At 50.4% G+C, this 22258-nt stretch carries 14 protein-coding genes and 1 pseudogene; 10 read left to right on the forward strand and 5 right to left on the reverse strand.

All coding sequences use genetic code 11. From position 1 onward, the window contains the following. Nucleotides 1-49 precede the first annotated feature (49 nt). Nucleotides 50-6265, forward strand: a complete 6216-nt coding sequence (locus A7Z06_RS21890) for a BigA/YdbA N-terminal beta-barrel domain-containing protein (RefSeq protein WP_198599656.1) — start codon at nucleotides 50-52, stop codon at nucleotides 6263-6265. A 139-nt stretch (nucleotides 6266-6404) separates the two neighbouring features. Here A7Z06_RS21890 and azoR read toward each other — a convergent pair whose 3' ends face one another. Continuing rightward, the gene (gene azoR, locus A7Z06_RS18590) at nucleotides 6405-7010 is read right to left on the reverse strand and encodes an FMN-dependent NADH-azoreductase (RefSeq protein WP_000048934.1); all 606 of its coding nucleotides are present in this window, start codon (nucleotides 7008-7010) and stop codon (nucleotides 6405-6407) included. A 200-nt stretch (nucleotides 7011-7210) separates the two neighbouring features. Here azoR and hrpA point away from each other — a divergent pair, with 200 nt between their 5' ends. From hrpA to A7Z06_RS18615, 5 genes and pseudogenes are all read left to right on the forward strand, one after another. Then, complete coding sequence (gene hrpA / locus A7Z06_RS18595; RefSeq protein ID WP_000139535.1) at nucleotides 7211-11113, forward strand: ATP-dependent RNA helicase HrpA; 3903 nt, start codon at nucleotides 7211-7213, stop codon at nucleotides 11111-11113. 271 nt (nucleotides 11114-11384) lie between these two features. Next, a complete protein-coding gene (gene ydcF, locus A7Z06_RS18600; protein WP_001027955.1) occupies nucleotides 11385-12185 on the forward strand; it encodes a DUF218 domain-containing protein YdcF in 801 nt (266 codons plus the stop codon). A 527-nt stretch (nucleotides 12186-12712) separates the two neighbouring features. Beyond that, the gene (locus A7Z06_RS18605) at nucleotides 12713-13525 is read left to right on the forward strand and encodes a hypothetical protein (protein WP_010347365.1); all 813 of its coding nucleotides are present in this window, start codon (nucleotides 12713-12715) and stop codon (nucleotides 13523-13525) included. Nucleotides 13526-13535: 10 nt separating this feature from the next. Beyond that, entirely contained in the window at nucleotides 13536-14222 is a 687-nt protein-coding gene (locus A7Z06_RS18610) for a DUF2931 family protein (protein WP_001253649.1), read from the forward strand. Between the two features lie 69 nt (nucleotides 14223-14291). Further along, nucleotides 14292-14532, forward strand: a pseudogene (locus A7Z06_RS18615) (aldehyde dehydrogenase family protein); the annotation flags it as partial. A 95-nt stretch (nucleotides 14533-14627) separates the two neighbouring features. On the opposite strand, the gene gap reads toward A7Z06_RS18615, so the two are convergent. Beyond that, nucleotides 14628-15629 (reverse strand): type I glyceraldehyde-3-phosphate dehydrogenase, encoded by a 1002-nt coding sequence (gap, locus tag A7Z06_RS18620; RefSeq protein ID WP_105279533.1) that lies wholly within the window; start codon nucleotides 15627-15629, stop codon nucleotides 14628-14630. A gap of 188 nt (nucleotides 15630-15817) precedes the next feature. On the opposite strand from gap, the gene cybB reads away from it, so the two are divergent. Then, on the forward strand, nucleotides 15818-16348 hold the full coding sequence (gene cybB, locus A7Z06_RS18625; protein ID WP_010347364.1) for a cytochrome b561: 531 nt from the start codon (nucleotides 15818-15820) through the stop codon (nucleotides 16346-16348). 273 nt (nucleotides 16349-16621) lie between these two features. Beyond that, nucleotides 16622-16795: a YdcA family protein gene (locus A7Z06_RS18630; protein ID WP_000717309.1), complete on the forward strand. Its 174-nt coding sequence runs from the start codon at nucleotides 16622-16624 to the stop codon at nucleotides 16793-16795. Between the two features lie 73 nt (nucleotides 16796-16868). Here A7Z06_RS18630 and A7Z06_RS22465 read toward each other — a convergent pair whose 3' ends face one another. Further along, entirely contained in the window at nucleotides 16869-17018 is a 150-nt protein-coding gene (locus A7Z06_RS22465; RefSeq protein WP_024165206.1) for a type I toxin-antitoxin system Hok family toxin, read from the reverse strand. A 347-nt stretch (nucleotides 17019-17365) separates the two neighbouring features. Continuing rightward, nucleotides 17366-17515: a type I toxin-antitoxin system Hok family toxin gene (locus A7Z06_RS18640; protein WP_024165206.1), complete on the reverse strand. Its 150-nt coding sequence runs from the start codon at nucleotides 17513-17515 to the stop codon at nucleotides 17366-17368. A 400-nt stretch (nucleotides 17516-17915) separates the two neighbouring features. Here A7Z06_RS18640 and A7Z06_RS18645 point away from each other — a divergent pair, with 400 nt between their 5' ends. Continuing rightward, on the forward strand, nucleotides 17916-19556 hold the full coding sequence (locus A7Z06_RS18645) for a methyl-accepting chemotaxis protein (RefSeq protein ID WP_000557617.1): 1641 nt from the start codon (nucleotides 17916-17918) through the stop codon (nucleotides 19554-19556). Between the two features lie 37 nt (nucleotides 19557-19593). Here the strand turns inward: A7Z06_RS18645 and A7Z06_RS18650 are convergent, their stop codons facing one another. Continuing rightward, on the reverse strand, nucleotides 19594-20517 hold the full coding sequence (locus tag A7Z06_RS18650) for a LysR substrate-binding domain-containing protein (protein WP_000414570.1): 924 nt from the start codon (nucleotides 20515-20517) through the stop codon (nucleotides 19594-19596). A 216-nt stretch (nucleotides 20518-20733) separates the two neighbouring features. On the opposite strand from A7Z06_RS18650, the gene hglS reads away from it, so the two are divergent. Further along, nucleotides 20734-22077: a 2-oxoadipate dioxygenase/decarboxylase HglS gene (gene hglS, locus A7Z06_RS18655; RefSeq protein ID WP_000013827.1), complete on the forward strand. Its 1344-nt coding sequence runs from the start codon at nucleotides 20734-20736 to the stop codon at nucleotides 22075-22077. The last annotated feature ends 181 nt before the right edge of the window (nucleotides 22078-22258 follow it).

Raw genomic sequence — 22258 nt, forward strand, 5'->3', positions numbered from 1 at the left:
ACGTTTTGCGTAGTTTGTTACGCGGGAACTATTTTTTAAGGAGTTATATATGCAAAGGAAAAAATTGTTGTCTGTATGTGTTGCGATGGCGTTAAGTAGCCAGACATGGGCTGCGGATACCACTACAACCGAGTCAGCAGACGAAACACGGAAATCCAGCAAAATATCATGTCCGGCAAATATTCAAATATTAAATAAAGAACAGCTTGAACATTTACCTGCAGAATGTAGAGATCTTAAAGACAGTGCCGTTTTACCCTGGGCCGCCGCTGGTCTGGCGGCGGTAGTAACTGGTGTCGCGGTCTATGCCCTACACGATGATAATAATCATCACGACGATCCGTCTCCGGTGCCGGATGATGGCGGTAATACGCCAGTACCACCGGATGATGGCGGAGACACACCAGTACCGCCAGACGATGGCGGAGACACGCCAGTACCGCCAGACGATGGCGGAGACACGCCAGTACCGCCGGACGATGGCGGAGACACACCAGTACCGCCGGACGATGGCGGAGACACGCCAGTACCGCCGGACGATGGCGGAGACACGCCAGTACCGCCGGACGATGGCGGAGACACACCAGTACCGCCGGACGATGGCGGAGACACACCAGTACCGCCGGACGATGGCGGAGACACACCAGTACCGCCGGACGATGGCGGAGACACACCAGTACCGCCGGACGATGGCGAAGACACGCCAGTACCGCCGGACGATGGCGGAGACACGCCAGTACCGCCGGATGACAAACCGGATCCGATCAAATACAACAACAACGTTACCTGGGATCAAGCTGAAAAAACGGTGCAGATCCGTAATGCAACCTTTACCTACACCGAGAATGCGGATGGCAGCTATACCCTGACGGCAAAAGATGGTCGCCAGACAATCGTTAAGCAGTGGAAAGTAAATGAAGACAGCAACACGGCAGTCTTCGAAGGCGTTAACAAAGCGGGCGGAATCATCTGGAGCTACGACGACGAAGGCAAAATCCACATCACCAAAGAAGCCGGCGTGGTGGTTGATGGAACAACAGGCAACGATATCAAAGTGAGTGACGCCATTATTACCGACCTGGGCGGCAACACTGCGCTGAATGGCGGTACGGTAATGACCGTGGAAGGCGATAATATTGTTCTGAACAATGACGGGAAAACCACTGCGATTGGCGAAGGTTCCGTGGTGGGCATCCTGACTGGTGATGACATCACCATCAATAACAATGGCGAAACCGAAGTGGATGGCGGTACAGCCGTTATTGTTAACGGCAACAACTCGACGATTAATACCCAGGGCGACGCCATATTTACCAACGGCGGTACCGGTAGTCTGATTAACGGTGACGATGCCGCTATCGATAATAAAGGGAATATGACCGTCGATGGCGAAAACTCGGCAGCGACCAAAATTGTTGGTAATGACGCACTTATCAAGCAGGAAGGCGATCTTTACGTCAGTGACGCTGCACACGGTATTGACGTTACGGGGAATGGCACCATTGTCAGTAACAAAGGCAATATTACCGTGGTGGATGATAAATCCATCGGCGTATTGCTGGATGGCAGTGACGCCACGTTCATGAACATTGGTGATATTACTGTTGGTGATAAGGGGCACGAAGGTAATCCATTCGGTGTACTGATCGATGGCGATAATGCAACCTTTGTCAACGTGGGGGATATCACCACTAACAATAGCGGTACAGGGATTAAAGTTGCCGGTAACGAAGGTAGTGTTTCACTTTCAGGCAAGATGTCTGTTAACGACGCCACTACGGGTCTGGAAGTAAACGGCAACGATAACAGCATCACGCTGACAACGTATGAGCTGAGCATTGCGGGCGAAAATGCGACGGGCGTAAATTTATCTGGCAACGGCAACAATCTTGAAATTTCCGGTGATATGTCCGTTGATGGTATAAATACCGTCGGAACGCGAGTTATGGGTGATGATGTAAGCATTCTTCAGAACGGCGATCTTTACGTCAGTGGTTCCTCGCATGGTATTGATATAAAAGGTAAAAACGCCAAAATTAGCAATACTGGTAAAATCACCGTTATCGACAAAGATTCTGTTGGTGTACTGATCGAAGGCGATGATGAGCAGTTCGGTAACATCGGTGAACTTAATGTTTCGCAAAATGCCATTGGTGTTTCCCTCGTTGGCGATCGTGAACTGGTGTCTCTGCGTGGCGATATAAATGTCACGCATGAGCGGGATGACAGCGGTAATTTCCAGGGGGCGACGGGCATAAGTATTGCCGGAAATGATAGCCAGGTAACGCTGGAGGGTGACATCAATCTGGCCTCAGATATGAGCACATCGCCGACGACATCCGATGAACATCTTAACGGTTTAATTGTTACCGGTGAAAATAACACGGTTAATTTAAGCGGTAATTTAAATATTGAAGCCTACTCTCCTTTATTTGGTGCTGCACACGACGAACAGCCTGAACTGGATGGTGTGGTTGTTATTGGGGATGATAATGTCATTAATCTGAATGGCGGTATAAATATAACAGGGGATACCGGCGGTCATGTTATTAATGGTATTAATGTCTCTGGTAAGAGTACGGTTAATATCAGTGGGCATTCTGTTCTGGATGTTACCGCAGTGCGCAGTACAGTGTCGCTTTTTTATGTTACGGGAGGCGGTCAGGTTATAATTGATGAAAACTCCGTTACGGATATTTTCAGTCCGGTTCGCGACTCCAATTTTTTTGGTCATAACTCGATCATTTCGGCGAATGGTATTGGTTCGAGTGCAGAGAATAAAGGAATCATTAACGCCTCGGCGGCGAAAGAAATCATGACTGCTGTTAGCGGTGCCAGGATCGTCAATACTGGAACAATGAATGTTAAAACCGGAACAGACAGTTCGAGTGATGGTAAAACAGCAGTAATGCGCTCTAACGGGCAAGATAGCTTCGCATCCAATGCCTCAGGTGGGGTAATTAATCTGACATCTACGCTCTCTCCAGTTGGTGGAGGGGGAGAAGGCGTTTATCCCCTGGGATGGCTTAACAGAACCTACTACGCGGTGCTCGCAAGCGGTTATGGGGAAGCCGAAAACCAAAGTGGCGCGACAATCAATCTGCGTGGTGCAGGAACCTATGGGGTTTCTGCATCAAAAGGTACCGCCAGCAATGACGGAGAAATAAACGTCGATAGCTTTATTCCGACTATGGATGAGAACGGCGATATCACCAGTGAAACTTATTGGCAAACTGATACTGTTTACTTGATGGGCGGTGGTATGCTGATAGGCTCAACCGACGCCGGTTGGGCTGATGCTACCGGGCTAAATACCGGAACCATCAACGTCAAGAATGAAGGTTTTGGTATGCTAGCACTTAATGGCGGTACAGCGGTAAACCAGGGCACTATCAATCTGACGGCGGATGAAGACGTCACTAAGCAGCAGGATAACCAGCTATTTGCGATGGGCGCGATTGGCAGTGGCGTGGCGATTAACGACAAGACCGGCGTGATTAATATTAATACCGGTGTCGGCCAGGCTTTTTATACCGACGGTTCAGGCACCATTATTAATTACGGTACCATTTGCACGCTGGGCGTTTGTGAAAATTCCAGTGAGTATAACCCGACCGATCCGGCAGTTAGCCTGGTCTACACCGGGGGAGACACGCTCAGCACCGAAGGGCAGTCAACGAATTTCGCTCAGTCTGTGGTGATTACTAACACCACGCCAGGCAGCGTCATCAACTCCGGTACGATTTCTGGCCCAGTGGTGACGGTGCTGAACGGTGAACTGGAAAATACCGCAACAGGAAATATCAACAACCAGATTAAACTGAACGAAGGTGGCGAGGTCGATAACGCGGGTACACTTAGCAATATCGATGTTGATGGCGGCACGCTGAATAACGATGGCACGGTTTCTGGCCAGATAACAATGTATGCTGGCAAAAATACTTCGCAGGTGAACAATAACGGCACGATTAATAAACTGGTGCAGAAAGCAGGCGTCTTTAACAACAGTGGCACCGTCACCAGTCGCATCGACCAACAGAACGGCATCTTCAATAACCAAAAAGACGGCATTGTAAAACATGGTTCTAAATTAACCAATAATGCAGTGGTGAATAACGACGGCACCTGGATTCTGGGCAACAGCAGCGAAGACAGTAATGCCGGGATGCTGGAAATCGATAACAATGCCGTTTTTAACAACCACGGCGAATTTATTCTCGATAACAACAAAAACGCCGTTCACATCAACCAGTCTGGCACACTCTACAACACCGGGCATATGTCACTGACGAACTCCTCCCACAACGGCGCAGTCAATATTTGGGGGGGTAACGGGCGCTTTATTAACAATGGTAAAGTGGATTCAACCGCCAAATCAGTCGTTGTCAGCGCCAGTAACGCCGCAGCTACGGACGCGTTCTTCTGGAACATGAGTGAAGGTGAGATTAATTTCGATCATGATAACGCCAGCGCCGTGAAATTCACGCACACCAACTATGTCGCGCAGAATGACGGCACCATGAACATCAGCGGCAATAATACCGTGGCGATGGAAGGGAATAATAACGCGCAACTGGTCAATAAGGGCATTATTAATCTGGGAACGGAAGGCACGACCGATACCGGTCTGATTGGTATGCAACTGGATGCCAATGCCACGGCGGACGCAGTTATTGAGAACAATGGCACCATTAATATCTATGCCAATGATTCTTATGCGTTCAGTATGCTGGGGACGAATGGCCACGTAGTCAACAACGGTACGGTAGTGATCGCCGATGGCGTAACCGGGTCAGGCCTGATCAAACAGGGCGACAGCGTGAACGTGGAAGGTATTAACGGTAACAACGGTAACTCCACCGAAGTCCATTACGGCGATTACACGTTGCCGGATGTGCCGAATACCACGGTGACATCGTTTGTTGATAATACAACGGGCGAAGAGAGCGGCACCAACAGCCTCAACGGCTACGTTGTGGGAACCAACGCTGATGGTAGCGCCGGTAAGCTGAAAGTAAACAATGCCAGCATGAGCGGCGTGGAAATCAACACCGGCTTCGCCGCAGGCACAGCAGACACTACAGTCACCTTCGATAACGTGGTGCAGGGCAGTAACCTGACGGATGCTGATGCCATCACCTCCACCTCTGTGGTGTGGAATGCGCAGGGTAGCACCGATGCCAGCGGTAACGTTGACGTCACCATGAACAAAAACGCTTATACCGATGTGGCTACCGATGCCTCGGTGAATGATGTTGCGCAGGCGCTGGACGCGGGTTACACCAATAACGAGCTATACACCAGTCTGAACGTAGGCACCACGGCGGAGCTTAACAGTGCGCTTAAGCAAATCAGCGGCAGTCAGGCGACCACCGTATTCCGTGAAGCACGGGTGTTAAGCAACCGCTTCAGTATGCTGGCGGATGCCGCACCGAAGGTGGGCAACGGTCTGGCGTTCAACGTGGTGGCAAAAGGCGATCCGCGCGCGGAACTGGGCAACGACACGCAATATGACATGTTGGCGCTGCGTAAAACTCTCGACCTGAGTGAAAGCCAGAGCCTGAGCCTGGAGTATGGGATCGCCCGTCTGGATGGTAACGGTTCTGACACGGCAGGGGACAACGGCGTAACCGGCGGCTACAGCCAGTTCTTTGGACTGAAGCACCAGATGGCGTTCGAAAACGGGATGAGCTGGAATAACGCCCTGCGTTATGATGTTCATAACCTCGACAGCAGCCGTGCCGTAGCCTACGGCGACGTCAGTAAAACAGCCGATACCAACGTGAAACAGCAGTACCTGGAGTTCCGCAGCGAAGGGGCGAAAACCTTTGAACCACGCGAAGGGTTGAAAATAACGCCGTATGCCGGAGTGAAACTGCGCCACACGCTGGAAGGCGGTTATCAGGAACGCAACGCCGGTGACTTTAACCTGAATATGAACAGCGGCAGCGAAACGGCGGTGGACGGCATCGTTGGCCTGAAACTGGACTACGCAGGTAAAGACGGCTGGAGCGCGAACGCGACGCTGGAAGGTGGCCCAAACCTGAGTTATGCGAAGAGCCAGCGTACAGCAAGTCTTGCCGGAGCTGGCAGCCAGTACTTTAATGTTGACGACGGGCAGAAGGGCGGCGGTATCAATAGCCTGGCAAGCGTTGGCGTGAAGTACAGCAGCAAAGAAAGTTCGCTGCATCTGGACGCTTACCACTGGAAAGAGGACGGCATCAGCGATAAAGGCGTGATGCTGAACTTTAAGAAAACGTTCTGATTTTTAATCTGCGACACAAAAACCGCAACGCTGATACAGGTTGCGGTTTTTTTATTGTTATCCCTGAACAACCTCCTCAAGAGGTCGTTCAGGGATAACAATAAAAAGCCTCCCACAGTTGCAGGAGGCCTCTTAAAACTTATGCTGTAACAACTTCGTCAATTGCTGCTTTGGCGTCTGCCTGCGCTTTCTCCGCCATTTCCGGACCGTAGGCAATACCTTCCGCAAAGACGAATTTCACATCGGTAATACCGATAAAGCCCAGGAATGTAGACAGATACGGCGTCACCAGATCCGTCGGCCCATCTTTATGGATACCGCCACGGCTGGTAATCACGATGGCTTTTTTACCGGTTACCAGACCTTCCGGACCGTTCTCGGTGTAGCGGAAAGTAACGCCTGCACGCGCAACCAGGTCAAAATAGTTTTTCAGTTGAGTCGAGATGTTGAAGTTGTACATCGGTGCCGCAATTACGATAACGTCATGGGCTTTCAGCTCGGCAATCAGCTCATCGGAAAGAGCCAGAGCTTCCTGCTGACGCGGGGTCAGCGGCGCATCGCTCGGACGCAGAGCGCCAACCAGTTCGCCATCCAGCACCGGAATCGGATTTGCAGCCAGATCACGCACGGTGATTTCATCAGCAGTGTGCTTTTCGCGCCATTGTTCAACAAAATAATCGGACAACAAATTAGACTGAGAGTACCCTGCCAGGATGCTGGATTTAAGAACTAATACCTTGCTCATGGTGTTTCCTTATAGATGTTTGAATGGGCGATGCCCCGTTGCTTGTTGACACTTTATTCACAATCCTGCCACAGAGATAGCGCAATAAATCGAAGTCTATGTTCGAATTTATTGAACAACGCATAGAAAGCCGCGATGTGGTACTCTATATCTATCATTTAAAAGAAAATTAATCAGGCAGACTACTGCCCACTAACGTTATGACAGAACAACAAAAATTGACCTTTACTGCTTTGCAGCAGCGGCTGGATTCGCTGATGCTGCGCGACAGACTGCGTTTTTCCCGCCGTCTGCATGGTGTGAAGAAGGTTAAAAATCCTGATGCACAACAGGCTATTTTCCAGGAAATGGCAAAAGAGATTGACCTGGCAGCAGGGAAAGTCCTGCTGCGTGAAGCGGCGCGTCCGGAGATTACTTATCCGGAAAATTTACCGGTTAGTCAGAAAAAACAGGACATTCTCGAAGCGATTCGCGATCACCAGGTCGTCATTGTCGCCGGTGAAACGGGTTCCGGTAAAACTACCCAGTTACCGAAAATCTGTATGGAGCTGGGGCGCGGGATTAAAGGGCTGATCGGCCATACCCAGCCGCGTCGACTGGCGGCACGAACGGTAGCGAACCGTATTGCTGAAGAGTTGCAGACCGAGCCCGGTGGTTGTATCGGTTATAAGGTTCGTTTTAGCGATCACGTAAGCGACAATACGATGGTCAAACTGATGACTGACGGTATCTTGCTGGCGGAAATCCAGCAGGATCGCCTGCTGATGCAGTATGACACTATCATCATCGACGAAGCGCACGAGCGTAGCCTGAACATTGATTTTCTGCTCGGTTATCTGAAAGAGTTGCTGCCGCGTCGTCCAGATCTGAAAGTGATCATCACCTCGGCGACCATCGATCCTGAACGTTTCTCACGCCACTTTAATAATGCGCCGATCATCGAAGTCTCCGGTCGCACTTATCCGGTGGAAGTGCGCTATCGCCCGATTGTTGAAGAAGCGGATGACACCGAACGAGACCAGTTGCAGGCCATTTTCGATGCCGTAGAAGAGCTAAGCCAGGAAAGTCCTGGTGATATCCTGATCTTTATGAGCGGCGAGCGGGAAATTCGTGATACCGCTGATGCGCTGAACAAGCTGAATCTGCGTCATACCGAAATATTGCCGCTTTACGCACGACTATCTAACAGCGAACAAAACCGCGTCTTCCAGTCGCACAGCGGACGGCGCATTGTGCTGGCGACCAACGTCGCGGAAACGTCGCTGACCGTACCGGGTATTAAATACGTTATCGACCCCGGTACGGCGCGTATCAGCCGCTATAGCTATCGCACGAAAGTGCAGCGTTTGCCGATTGAGCCGATTTCGCAGGCTTCTGCTAATCAGCGTAAAGGTCGCTGCGGACGTGTGTCAGAAGGGATCTGTATTCGTCTCTATTCCGAAGACGATTTTCTCTCGCGCCCGGAGTTTACCGACCCGGAAATTCTGCGTACCAACCTGGCCTCGGTTATTTTGCAGATGACCGCGCTGGGGCTGGGCGATATCGCTGCGTTCCCGTTTGTCGAAGCACCGGATAAACGCAATATCCAGGATGGCGTGCGTCTGCTCGAAGAGCTGGGCGCGATCACCACTGATGAACAGGCCAGCGCCTATAAACTGACGCCGCTCGGTCGTCAGCTCTCGCAGTTGCCTGTCGACCCACGTCTGGCGCGTATGGTGCTGGAAGCGCAAAAACATGGCTGCGTGCGTGAGGCGATGATTATCACGTCCGCGCTCTCCATTCAGGATCCGCGCGAACGTCCGATGGACAAACAGCAGGCATCGGACGAAAAACATCGTCGCTTCCACGACAAAGAGTCTGACTTCCTGGCGTTTGTGAATCTGTGGAATTATCTTGGCGAGCAGCAAAAGGCGCTTTCTTCAAACGCCTTCCGTCGCCTGTGTCGTACCGATTATCTCAACTATCTGCGTGTGCGCGAATGGCAGGATATCTACACCCAGTTGCGCCAGGTAGTAAAAGAACTTGGCATTCCGGTTAACAGCGAACCGGCGGAGTATCGCGAAATTCATATCGCCTTACTGACCGGTTTGCTTTCGCATATCGGCATGAAAGATGCCGATAAACAGGAATATACCGGCGCACGTAACGCGCGTTTCTCCATCTTCCCCGGTTCTGGTTTATTCAAAAAGCCACCGAAATGGGTAATGGTGGCGGAACTGGTAGAAACCAGCCGTCTGTGGGGGCGTATTGCGGCACGCATCGATCCGGAATGGGTAGAACCCGTCGCTCAGCATTTGATTAAACGCACCTACAGCGAACCGCACTGGGAACGGGCGCAAGGCGCGGTGATGGCAACGGAAAAAGTCACCGTTTACGGGTTGCCAATTGTTGCTGCGCGTAAGGTCAACTACAGCCAGATTGATCCGGCATTATGTCGTGAACTCTTTATTCGCCACGCGCTGGTGGAAGGTGACTGGCAGACGCGGCACGTATTCTTCCGCGAAAACCTGAAACTGCGGGCGGAAGTAGAAGAGCTGGAACACAAATCACGTCGGCGCGATATTCTGGTGGACGACGAAACGTTGTTTGAGTTTTACGACCAGCGCATCAGCCACGATGTGATCTCCGCACGTCACTTCGACAGCTGGTGGAAAAAAGTCAGCCGCGAAACGCCTGATTTGCTGAACTTTGAAAAGAGCATGTTGATCAAAGAAGGGGCGGAAAAAATCAGCAAGCTGGATTACCCGAACTTCTGGCATCAGGGCAATCTCAAGCTGCGTTTAAGTTATCAGTTTGAGCCGGGGGCGGATGCGGACGGCGTGACGGTACATATTCCGCTGCCGTTACTTAACCAGGTGGAAGAGAGCGGTTTTGAGTGGCAGATCCCCGGTCTGCGCCGCGAACTGGTGATTGCTCTGATTAAATCGTTGCCGAAACCGGTACGGCGTAATTTTGTACCCGCGCCAAACTACGCCGAAGCGTTCTTAGGCCGCGTCACGCCACTGGAGCTGCCGTTGCTCGACAGCCTTGAGCGCGAGCTGCGGCGGATGACCGGCGTTACCGTTGACCGCGAGGACTGGCACTGGGATCAGGTGCCCGATCACCTGAAAATCACCTTCCGCGTGGTGGATGACAAAAACAAGAAGCTAAAAGAAGGGCGCTCGCTACAAGATCTGAAAGACGCGCTGAAAGGCAAAGTGCAGGAAACGCTATCTGCGGTGGCGGATGACGGTATCGAGCAGAGCGGCTTACATATCTGGAGCTTTGGGCAACTGCCGGAAAGCTACGAGCAGAAGCGCGGCAACTACAAAGTGAAGGCGTGGCCGGCGCTGGTGGATGAGCGCGACAGTGTGGCGATCAAACTGTTTGATAATCCGCTGGAACAGAAGCAAGCGATGTGGAACGGTCTTCGCCGTTTGCTACTGCTGAATATTCCATCGCCGATCAAGTACTTGCATGAAAAGTTACCAAACAAAGCCAAGTTAGGGCTGTACTTTAACCCGTATGGCAAAGTGCTGGATCTGATCGACGACTGTATCTCCTGCGGTGTGGATAAATTGATCGATGCCAACGGTGGCCCTGTCTGGACGGAAGAAGGCTTTGCTGCGCTGCATGAAAAAGTGCGTGCCGAACTGAACGATACGGTGGTGGATATTGCGAAGCAGGTCGAGCAAATCCTCACAGCGGTGTTCAATATCAATAAACGCCTTAAAGGGCGCGTTGATATGACGATGGCGCTGGGACTTTCAGATATCAAAGCGCAGATGGGCGGGCTGGTATATCGCGGTTTTGTCACCGGTAACGGTTTCAAACGTCTGGGTGACACGCTGCGTTATTTGCAGGCGATTGAAAAACGACTGGAAAAACTGGCGGTTGACCCGCATCGTGACCGTGCACAGATGCTCAAAGTCGAGAACGTCCAGCAGGCGTGGCAGCAGTGGATCAACAAACTGCCGCCAGCACGTCGTGAGGATGAAGACGTGAAAGAGATTCGCTGGATGATAGAGGAGTTGCGCGTCAGTTACTTCGCTCAACAACTTGGTACGCCTTATCCTATTTCTGACAAGCGTATTTTGCAGGCGATGGAGCAGATTAGCGGATAACGCTGCAATCTGGTTAATAAATCTAAAACCCGGTAAGCATTTAGCGCCGGGTTTTAGATTAATTCTAAAAACGGTAAGGGCAAAATTCAGGAGTTCAGAAAAATACAATTCTCTGCTGCAAGATGAATAATGTTTATCTACAGCTTTTCTGTAAAACATATGGCATGTTTGCGCAGAGGCGGTTAACGAAATACGACTTCCTCCTTTCAGAGTGCTCCGCTTCTCATTATTATCTCACGCAGTATTCTTAAGGGAACGATAAGGAGGAACCATGAACATTACCCCGTTTCCGACGCTTTCGCCGGCAACCATAGATGCCATAAACGTTATCGGTCGATGGCTGGCGCAGGATGATTTCTCCGGTGCTGCTCCGTATCAGGCTGATTGCGTGATCCTTGCAGGTAATGCGGTTATCCCTACTATCGACGCCGCTTGCAAGATTGCCCGAGATCAGCAAATTCCTTTACTGATCAGCGGTGGTATCGGTCACTCGACAACGTTTTTATACAGTGCCATCGCCCGGCATCCGCATTACAACACCATTCGCACAACAGGCAGGTCAGAAGCTACCATCCTGGCGGATATTACCCATCAGTTCTGGCATATTCCACATGAAAAAATCTTGATTGAAGACCAGTCAACAAACTGCGGAGAAAATGCCCGCTTCAGTATCGCGTTACTGAATCAGGCCAAAGAACGGGTTCACACGGCTATCGTTGTGCAGGACCCCACCATGCAGCGGCGCACGATGGCGACGTTCCGCCGTATGACCGGGGACAACCCCGATGCACCACGCTGGTTAAGTTATCCGGGATTTATACCACAATTAGTGAATGACGCAGACAGTGTTGCATTTGCTAATCCACTGGAAGGATTATGGCCAGTTGAGCGTTATCTATCACTACTCACTGGCGAGCTGCCGCGTTTACGCGATGATAGCGATGGCTATGGGCCACGCGGGCGCGATTTTATCGTTCACGTTGACTTTCCCGCTGAAGTCACCCAGGCCTGGCAGACGCTGAAACACGACGCTGTGCTTATTGAAGCGATGGAAAGTCGTTCACTACGTTAAAAATTGCCCGTTTGTGAAATACCGTTGGCAAACGGGCATGATTCTTTACTTTTACTTCTGCCTTTTATTCCTTTCACACTTGTTTTTATGAAGCCCTTCACAGAATCGTTTTTCCACGATGCCGTCATCTACGATGATTGATGTTTACACAGGAACAGACTTTTTTGACCGGGACGAGTCGCGTTTGCTTACTGACGAGCTTTCCCTGCTAGCTGGAATGACCAATACAGGGCCATTATCCTGAATACACCTTCAGTTGTTGTGAATGCTATTGCTCAGCAGATCGGATGTACTCCGGTATCTCTTCCGCTTCAGGGACGGCAGGCTCCGCACCTTGTATCCTCCCGTTAAATCCGGGCGACAGAGCATATCAGTGGCTCCGTTGCTGTCAGTGAACAACCAGGAATTCATACATTTGAATATGGCAACTGCATCTTGTGCAGAAGATAGAGCGTTGATTTTATTTAAGAACTGAAGGGGGGAGTATGATGTGCCTGATTTAACCTTTCAGACAAAATGGATTTTTTATGGCAGCAGGCGAGAATACTGAGCCGGGTAATACCGGCTATCACCGGTATGAAACTACCGGGGAGAACACGCACTACACCGATGTTTTATGCAGTGGAAAAGTCATTCGGTGCCGGCAGGTGCCGGTCAGAGGGATCACGCTGACGGTGGGGGTGTTCTTTGATGGTACCGGGAATAACCGGGCAAACGCAGACGATCTGCGTCAGGCGCTGTTTTCACTGCCGGCGCTGAAGTACCTGATGCCACACGGTAAGGTGGAGACAAAAATGATTTCGTGGCCGCTGGTTAACCTTGACAAGGCTCGTGCGTTTATTTTTGAGAAGAAAGCCGGCGCGGCGGTGTTTATGACGCGCAGGGCGGTGCCGAACGACTGGGAAAAGGTGTGTATGCGGGTGATGCTCGATGCGGCACAGGACGCCGGGGTTATGTTTGAACCGATACTCAACAGTAACAAAGAGCTGGCGCTGCCATCAGAATTGCTTCCCTTGTGTGACAAAGCAACAGCCCAGGGGCGTGCGATCCGGCGCGGCGCAGAGCCGGAGGGCTTCACGGCGGAGGAGATGCGAACCATCGGGCGTTATCTGCACTGTTCGGCGAACTGGAACATCGATTCGGACCTGAGCCTGTGGGTGAGTCCGTCCTCGGGAGAGGTTTTTCTGCGAAACCACTATGCGCCGACTGACGACCGCTCGTTCGTGTGGCCGATGGCTCCGGGCAAAGGGTGGGTGCGGACGGTGTGGAGGATGGATGATCAGCAGCAGTGGGAAGACCGGGCGCGGGCGAACGTGGACGTGCTGGACGAACTGTTCTGAGGAGGAAGGGATGAGACGATTACCGCTGATGGTGGCCGTGCTGGGGGGCATTCTGCTTTCAGGCTGCCATGACCGCTGGGCAGGCGTGAAGACGCTGCTGGGAGACGGCGTGGAGCAGTGGGGAAAGAAGCTGCCTTACGATAACTGGAATTTTAGTTTTATATACCCGAAAAATCTGCCTGCACTAGTGACGATGGTGTACCTGGAGGACGGGGATATTCGGGAAAGTATCTTCCGTCGGTTAGATCCTATAGACATCAGTGATCTGAGTGTCGGGCGCTGGCATGATTTGATAGGGGGGTATGGCGGGTATTTTAACCGGGGAAAAGCACTGCCGGTACGAATGACGGTGTGCTGGGACTCGATTATCGACAAGAAAGCGTATGAAACGGAGATCTGGTTCAGCCGGGAGACGTGGCAGCAGATGGCTACGGCATATCCTGACCCGTATCATCTTGGTAAACCTTACTACCGGAAGCGAATGGCTGTTGGTCTTGCTCCAGGCGGTACTGTACGGATCTGGCTTGAGGATAACGGGAACCCATCCGTACTCCAGCAACCAGCACGGCAGCTTACCCTGACGGGGGATGATATGCTGATATGCAAAGGGGTAACGAAACATCCTAACGGGTATGTTTATTACGGAAAGACACCAGATTTCATCAAAGGGAAAACCTATCCGTATGGTAACTGGTAGGGCATAACGATTAGAAAACTCAAAAGGATCTTCTTGAGATCCTTTTGAGCATCAATCTGATTGTTTTAACGGGTTAAACTTCAATACCGCGAACGCGTCAGAGAAATCAGTACGCTGATTGTCGAGTAAGGGGGCAAGAGCCAGCAATTGGCTGAAATCGAAGTGGGCGTGGCGTTATGAGGGAAAAATTATTCAAAGCGATCATATTCTTCTGTTTAAACGTGCTCTTGGCGTGACCACCGGTATTCTGCCGTGGAACTTCCCGTTCTTCCTTATTGCCCACAAAATGTCGCCTGCTCTAGTGACCGGTAAACATGGCTTGCATGAGTACCTTCAAACCCAGGTAGTCTATTTACAGTCATAATGTGTAAAACAGGCGGAGGCATTTTTCTCCGCCTGTATCTGTCAGAGTTTGGCGAATTTTTCGAGAGTGCGAATAAGCTGGGTAACAAACCCATATTCGTTATCGTACCAGGCGACTGTTTTCACCAGTTGTAAATCGCCCACGGCGGTAATCTCCGTTTGCGTGGCATCAAACACCGAACCGAAATGGCTACCAATGATATCGGAAGAGACTATTTCTTCATCGGTATAACCAAATGACTCGTTATTGTTTGTCGCTTTTTTAAGCGCGTTGTTCACCTCTTCGGCAGTGACTTTTTTCCCGAGAATAGACACCAGTTCGGTGACCGAACCGGTTTTCACGGGTACACGCTGCGCATGGCCTTTCAGTTTGCCGCTCAGTTCCGGGATCACCAGGCCAATGGCTTTTGCCGCGCCAGTGGTGTGGGGAATGATATTTTCTGCCGCCGCACGTGAAGCGCGTAGATCTTTACCACGCGGACCATCCACCAGTGACTGGGTGCCGGTATAGGCATGAATAGTCGTCATCGTGCCGACTTCTATTCCGAAACTGTCGTGCAAGGCTTTGGCCATCGACGCAAGACAGTTGGTGGTGCATGACGCCACGGAAACAATGGTGTCGTTGCCATCCAGAGTGTCGTCATTGACGTTATAAACGATAGTTTTCATCTCACCGGCAGGGGCGGAAATCAGTACCTTCCTGGCGCCAGCATCCAGATGCGCCTGTGATTTTTCTGCAGAGGTATAAAAGCCTGTACATTCGACAATGATTTCTGCACCTTTTGCTTTCCACGGAATATTTTTCGCCTCTTTTTCGGCGTAAACCGCAATGCTTTTCCCATCGACGATAAGTGAATCTTCAGTGAAATCAACGCTCCAGGGGAACGGGCCGTAGTTTGAATCGTGTTTCAGCAGATAGGCGAGAATTTTCGGTGATGTGAGATCATTAATAGCGACAACGTCTATGTTGCTTTTGACCTCAAGTAATCGACGCAACACCAGTCGACCGATACGACCAAAACCGTTAATGCCAACTTTACTCATGGTTTTCTCCTGTAAGGAACTCTTGGGTGAAAATTGATCCTTTCCAGGCTTAGACCAGGATGGCGGGATGAGCAATCTACATTCGTGCAGCGAAACGTAACGTACTGAAAAAGGGCGAACAATATTTAATGAAATTTTAAGAAAAGCTGGTTATGTTAACGGAAAATTGTTTTAAAGCAGGAAATGTTATGGAAAAGAAATATTCAAGGTTACAAATTGGCATTCACTGGCTGGTCTTTTTGCTGGTTATTGCAGCGTATTGCGCAATGGAGTTTCGTGGCTTTTTCCCGCGAGCCGATCGGCCGCTCATCAACATGATCCATGTTTCCTGCGGCATTTCGATTCTCGTACTAATGGTGCTTCGTCTTGTGCTAAGACTGAAATACCCAACCCCGCCAATTGTGCCTAAACCGAAACCGATGATGACGGGGCTTGCGCATCTTGGGCATCTGGTCATTTACCTGCTGTTTATCGCGTTGCCACTGATTGGTATCGTGATGATGTATAACCGTGGCAATCCCTGGTTTGCGTTCGGTGTAACGATGCCTTACACATCAGAGCCAAATTTCGATCTGGTGGATATTTTAAAGTCGTGGCATGAAACGCTGGCAAATTTGGGATATTTCGTTATCGGGCTACATGCTGCTGCTGCATTGGCACACCACTATTTCTGGAAGGACAACACGCTTCTGCGCATGATGCCGCGTAAGCGTTCCTGACGACAATAAAAGAAAGCGCCTGTACTAAACCAGACCCGTGGTACAGGCGAAGAATACGGGTCTACATCGGAAGCATCTATTATATTTATTTGTATGACAAATAAAACCATAATTAGCCTTTATGTGTTTATCTGGATTATATTTAACCAATTTATCTTTCAGTTAAGATTGAAATCCAATTTCCTCAATTTTTGATCTCTCTAAGTGAAATTAAATCCACCCAGCGTATAACTTTTATACCGAACATAAAATTTGGTAAACAATGGAGGTTATATGAAAAAAATTGCACTTATCTTGTTTGTGGGAATGCTTGTTTCGTTTTATGCCGATGCCGGGCGCAAGCCGTGTTCTGGTTCGAAAGGTGGGATATCCCACTGTACTGCTGGTGGCAAATTTGTTTGTAACGATGGATCTATCAGCGCATCGAAAAAGACATGTACTAACTGAAAGGAAAAAAGGGGTGCCATGAGAAAATGAACCTGCCAGCCAGATGCGCGGGGAAAACTCCCCGCGCTGGCCCTTACCTGGACTTACAGGCCATGAGAGCTGCCACCTCCTTATTACCGTCCCGGAACCGCAGTTCGTAGAGCGTTTGTCGGGTCAGAAGTGTGAATGCCAGTATTGTGAAACAAATAATGAGCAGACACACCACCAGAGGGTTGCGCTTCATAGCCTTTTCTCCTTGCCGGATAGCAGGTAAGAGACTAACATCTGAATTGCGAGTTTCATTCGTTGGCCTCGGTTGATAGAAATATCGGTCGGGGCCTTCGTCTTTCTGATTCCCGGTCAGCCTGAAAACAGAAAGTCTCAGGCACCCGCGAGCATCCTATGTGGTTTCCCTTAGCAGAGAAATAATCACTTTACGGAATTGCGTGACGATTTCCGGCAAATTTTAATCAGATAACATAAACGACAGGATTAAATGCGAGCCAGGTTCCGATTGCAGTATGAAAAGGGGTGCCATGAGAAAATGAACCTGCCAGCCAGATGCGCGGGGAAAACTCCCCGCGCTGGCCCTTACCTGGACTTACAGGCCATGAGAGCCGCCACCTCCTTATTACCGTCCCGGAACCGCAGTTCGTAGAGCGTTTGTCGGGTCAGAAGTGTGAATGCCAGTATTGTGAAACAAATAATGAGCAGACACACCACCAGAGGGTTGCGCTTCATAGCCTTTCTCCTTGCCGGATGGCGGGTAAGAGGCTAACATCTGAATTGTTGGGTTCATTCGTCGGCCTCGGTTGATAGAAATATCGGTCGGGGCCTTCGTCTTTCTGATTCCCGGTTAGCCTGAAAACAGAAAGTCTCAGGCACCCGCGATCATCCTATGCAGTTTCTCTTAGCAGGGAAATAATCACTTTACGGAATTGCGTAACGCTTTCCAGAATTTCACGCAATACACCTCACAAAGCATTCTTATTCGCCAGTTTATTCATTGCAGCGCCCGATGATCTCTTAACGCATAACATGTTGTAAAAATGTGAAGTGAAAACGTTTTTGGTCGTAAGTAATTACCACCGATTGCCGATGATTCTCTCTCGGGAGTAAATCTGGAAGAGAGACAACGACCATGCATACAACACCCTCACACCGCTTAGGTTTTTTATATCACATCAGGCTGGTTCCGCTATTTGCCTGTATTCTGGGCGGCATATTACTTCTTTTTGCCCTGAGTTCAGCTCTGGCTGGGTATTTTCTCTGGCAGGCTGACCGCGATCAGCGTGACGCTACTGCGGAGATCCAGACTCGCACCGGTCTGGCAAATAGCTCTGATTATCTGCGTTCAGCCCGGATCAATATGATTCAGGCCGGGGCGGCGAGCCGTATCGCAGAAATGGAAGAGATGAAGCGAAATATCGCACAAGCGGAATTGCAGATTAAACAATCGCAGCAAGGTTATCGTACTTACCAGAATCGCCAGGTGAAAACGGCTGCAGATGAAGCTCTGAACGCTGAATTAAATCAACGTTTTCAGGCTTATATAACTGGCCTCCAGCCTATGCTGAAATATGCCAAAAATGGCATGTTTGAAGCGATTATTAATCATGAAAGTGAGCATATCCGAACGCTGGATAATGCTTATACCCATATATTAAACAAAGCCGTTGAAATACGTAGCGCCAGAGCGAACCACCTGGCGGAGCAGGCGCATCAGCGCACTCGACTGGGTGTGATGTTTATGATAGGTGCGTTTATGCTTGCCTTGGTCATGACGCTGATGACCTTCATTGTTTTGCGTCGGATTGTGATTCGACCTCTGCAACATGCCGCGCACCGTATTGAACAAATCGCCAGTGGCGATCTGACAATGAACGACGAACCGACGGGGCGCAGTGAAATTGGACGTTTGAGCCGCCATCTACAGAAAATGCAGCATTCGCTGGTGATGACCGTCGGGACGGTACGCCAGGGGGCGGAGGAGATTTATCGCGGCACCAGCGAAATTTCCGCTGGCAATGCTGACCTTTCTTCACGCACTGAAGAACAGGCGGCGGCGATTGAACAAACCGCTGCCAGCATGGAGCAACTCACCGCGACGGTGAAACAGAATGCGGATAATGCACACCACGCGAGCCGTCTGGCACAAGAGGCTTCCGTTAAAGCCAGCGATGGCGGGAAGACAGTTTCCGGCGTGGTGAAAACGATGGGCGATATCTCCAGTAGCTCGAAAAAAATTTCCGAAATCACCGCCGTGATCAACAGTATTGCTTTCCAGACAAATATTCTGGCGCTCAATGCCGCCGTTGAAGCCGCGCGAGCTGGTGAGCAAGGTCGCGGATTTGCGGTTGTTGCCAGCGAAGTGCGTACACTTGCCAGTCGCAGCGCCCAGGCAGCGAAAGAAATTGAAGGCTTAATCAGCGAATCAGTTGAGTTGATTGGACAAGGGGCTGATGAAGTGGCAACAGCAGGTAAAACGATGAGTGCCATTGTGGATGCAGTGGCGAGCGTCACACATATCATGCAGGAAATTGCCGCTGCTTCGGATGAGCAAAGCAGGGGAATAACGCAGGTTAGCCAGGCGATTTCTGAAATGGATAAAGTAACACAACAGAATGCCTCTCTGGTGGAGGAGGCGTCTGCAGCGGCGGTGTCGCTTGAAGAGCAGGCGACACGATTAACTGAGGCTGTGGATGTATTCCGCCTGAAGAAACAATCGTTACCTGTGGATCAACGAGGGGCAGGCAACTCGGTTAGTTTGGCAACGGCGTGATAATGTCAAAGAAGGGATCGCAAGATCCCTTCACCTTTCAGAATGGCATTGATTTCCGAATTGCGTTAATCATTAGCTGACAGCCGGAAGAGAGCGTTGCATCTACGCGGGTCAGTATTCCAATCGGTTCGCCTGCGCCATGTCCCGGAACAGGCAGCGCCACCAGCGAGGCATGACGCAGGTCGTCTTTTACTGCGCCAGAAGGGACAAACCACACATAGTCATATTCAACCGTAAGCTGACGCGAAAGCGATGCTGAAAGCGTTTCAATACAACCCGAAGGAATTTTGCAGCCCTGGCTTTGTACTAACGCATCTGAATGTTGGCGGGGCGCAGTGCCTTCCGGCGATACGACAACCGGCCATTCCAGTACCCGGCTTAGCGTCACGTTTTCCTGAAGAAGCGGGTGGTTAGGCCGGACAACCAGTTTCAGCGATTCGAGAAACAGCAATTCGTAATTAAGCCCGGTCATCAGTTCAGGATCTGACATCCGGCCAACACCGATATCAATTTCTCCCGTTTTTAAGCCTGCCAGAATCATGGTGTTACTCATGGTGGCAACTTGCAGAGTGGTCTCTTTTTGTTGCTGATGAAACTGACCAATAACGGAAGGCAAGATCCCCAGTGCAGCAGTGGGTAACGCACCAACCCTTACAACATCATTGTTAAGCCCTTCTTTACGATTAAGCGCCTGACCTGCGGTGTTGATGGCGTCAAGTACTCTGACTGCATGGGTTAAAAATTGCTCGCCAGGTAAGGTGAGCTGCGCGCCCTGACGTCCACGGTCAAATAAGCGGGTGCCTGTCAATTGTTCAAGTTCATTCAATGTCTTAGAGAGCGCAGGTTGACTCAAATTAAGGGTTTCAGCCGCGCGCCCCAAAGTTCCTTGTTGTGCGACAGCTACGAAAGTATGAAGGTGGCGCAAACGGATGCGCTGACTAAACAGACTATTTTTTTCCATAAGCGATGTTAAAAACGAAGCGGTGCCGCTGACAAGTGAAGTTGTTTGATTATGATAACTTGATTGCAAAATATTATTAACATATAAAGCAATTTTGTTACGTTTTCAGGCGTGGTTTTACTGATTTCGTGGGGAGATCACAGTTTGTAAATTCTTCCCACCAGAGTAAATGTGGTTACCTACACTCCAGATTACTGACCACTGGAGGCAGAGATTATGGCGAACAGCATCACGGCGGATGAGATTCGGGAACAGTTTTCGCAGGCTATGTCAGCCATGTATCAGCAAGAAGTTCCACAGTACGGTACGCTGCTGGAACTGGTGGCTGACGTCAATCTGTCTGTGCTGGAAAACAATCCCCAATTGCATGAAAAAATGGTAAATGCGGACGAACTGGCGCGACTTAACGTTGAACGTCATGGGGCGATTCGCGTCGGCACCGCACAAGAGCTTGCCACTCTACGGCGGATATTTGCCATTATGGGGATGTATCCGGTCAGTTATTACGATCTCTCGCAGGCGGGCGTGCCGGTACATTCCACAGCATTTCGTCCTATCGATGATGCCTCGCTGGCGCGTAATCCTTTCCGGGTTTTTACCTCATTACTTCGCCTTGAACTCATCGAAAACGAAACCTTGCGCCAGAAGGCGGCGGAGATTTTACATCAGCGCGATATCTTTACCCCGCGTTGTCGGCAACTGTTAGATGTATATGATCGGGAGGGCGGCTTTAGCAAAGCTCAGGCGCGGGAGTTTGTGCAGGAAGTCCTGGAGACGTTTCGCTGGCATCAGTCAGCAACAGTAGATGAAGAAACCTATCGCGCGTTGCACAACGAACATCGACTGATTGCTGATGTGGTCTGTTTTCCTGGCTGCCATATTAACCACCTGACGCCACGCACGCTCGACATTGACCGGGTGCAGTCGATGATGCCCGAATGCGGTATTGAACCCAAAATTCTGATCGAAGGGCCGCCGCGCCGCGAGGTGCCGATTTTACTGCGCCAGACCAGTTTTAAGGCGCTGGAAGAGACCGTGTTGTTTGCAGGGCAAAAGCAGGGAACGCATACCGCACGCTTTGGTGAGATAGAGCAACGTGGTGTGGCATTAACGCCGAAAGGACGGCAACTGTATGATGAGCTTCTGCGTAACGCCGGAATCGGACAGGATAATCTCACTCACCAACTGCATTTGCAGGAAACCTTCAGCGCCTTTCCGGACAGTGAATTTCTGATGCGCCAGCAGGGATTGGCATGGTTTCGCTATCGCCTGACGCCATCGGGTGAGGCGCATCGTCAGGCGATCCATCCCGGAGACGATCCACAACCTTTGATCGAACGTGGTTGGGTAGTGGCGCAACCTATTACCTATGAGGATTTCCTGCCGGTTAGTGCTGCGGGGATCTTCCAGTCGAATCTGGGTAATGAAACGCAAATGCGCAGTCACGGTAATGCCAGCCGGGAGGCTTTTGAACTGGCGCTGGGGTGTCCGGTATTTGATGAGTTTCAGTTGTACCAGGAAGCGGAAGAACGCAGTAAACGCCGCTGTGGTTTGCTTTAAATTCTGTCCAACCGACTTTGCAAAAATTTGCCTGATTTTACAAACGAATCAGGCTCATCCCATCGACAGAAAAAAATTGCCGATTTATGCATATTCTCTGAGTTCAACAATTGGATTATTAATAAATATTGTCTAGAGTGAGCGGTCATTAATAAGCATTTTCTTGCCGCTGAATACGACC

Origin of the sequence: Escherichia sp. MOD1-EC6819, from assembly GCF_002965765.1 — a bacterium.
GTDB classification, from domain to species: domain Bacteria; phylum Pseudomonadota; class Gammaproteobacteria; order Enterobacterales; family Enterobacteriaceae; genus Escherichia; species Escherichia ruysiae.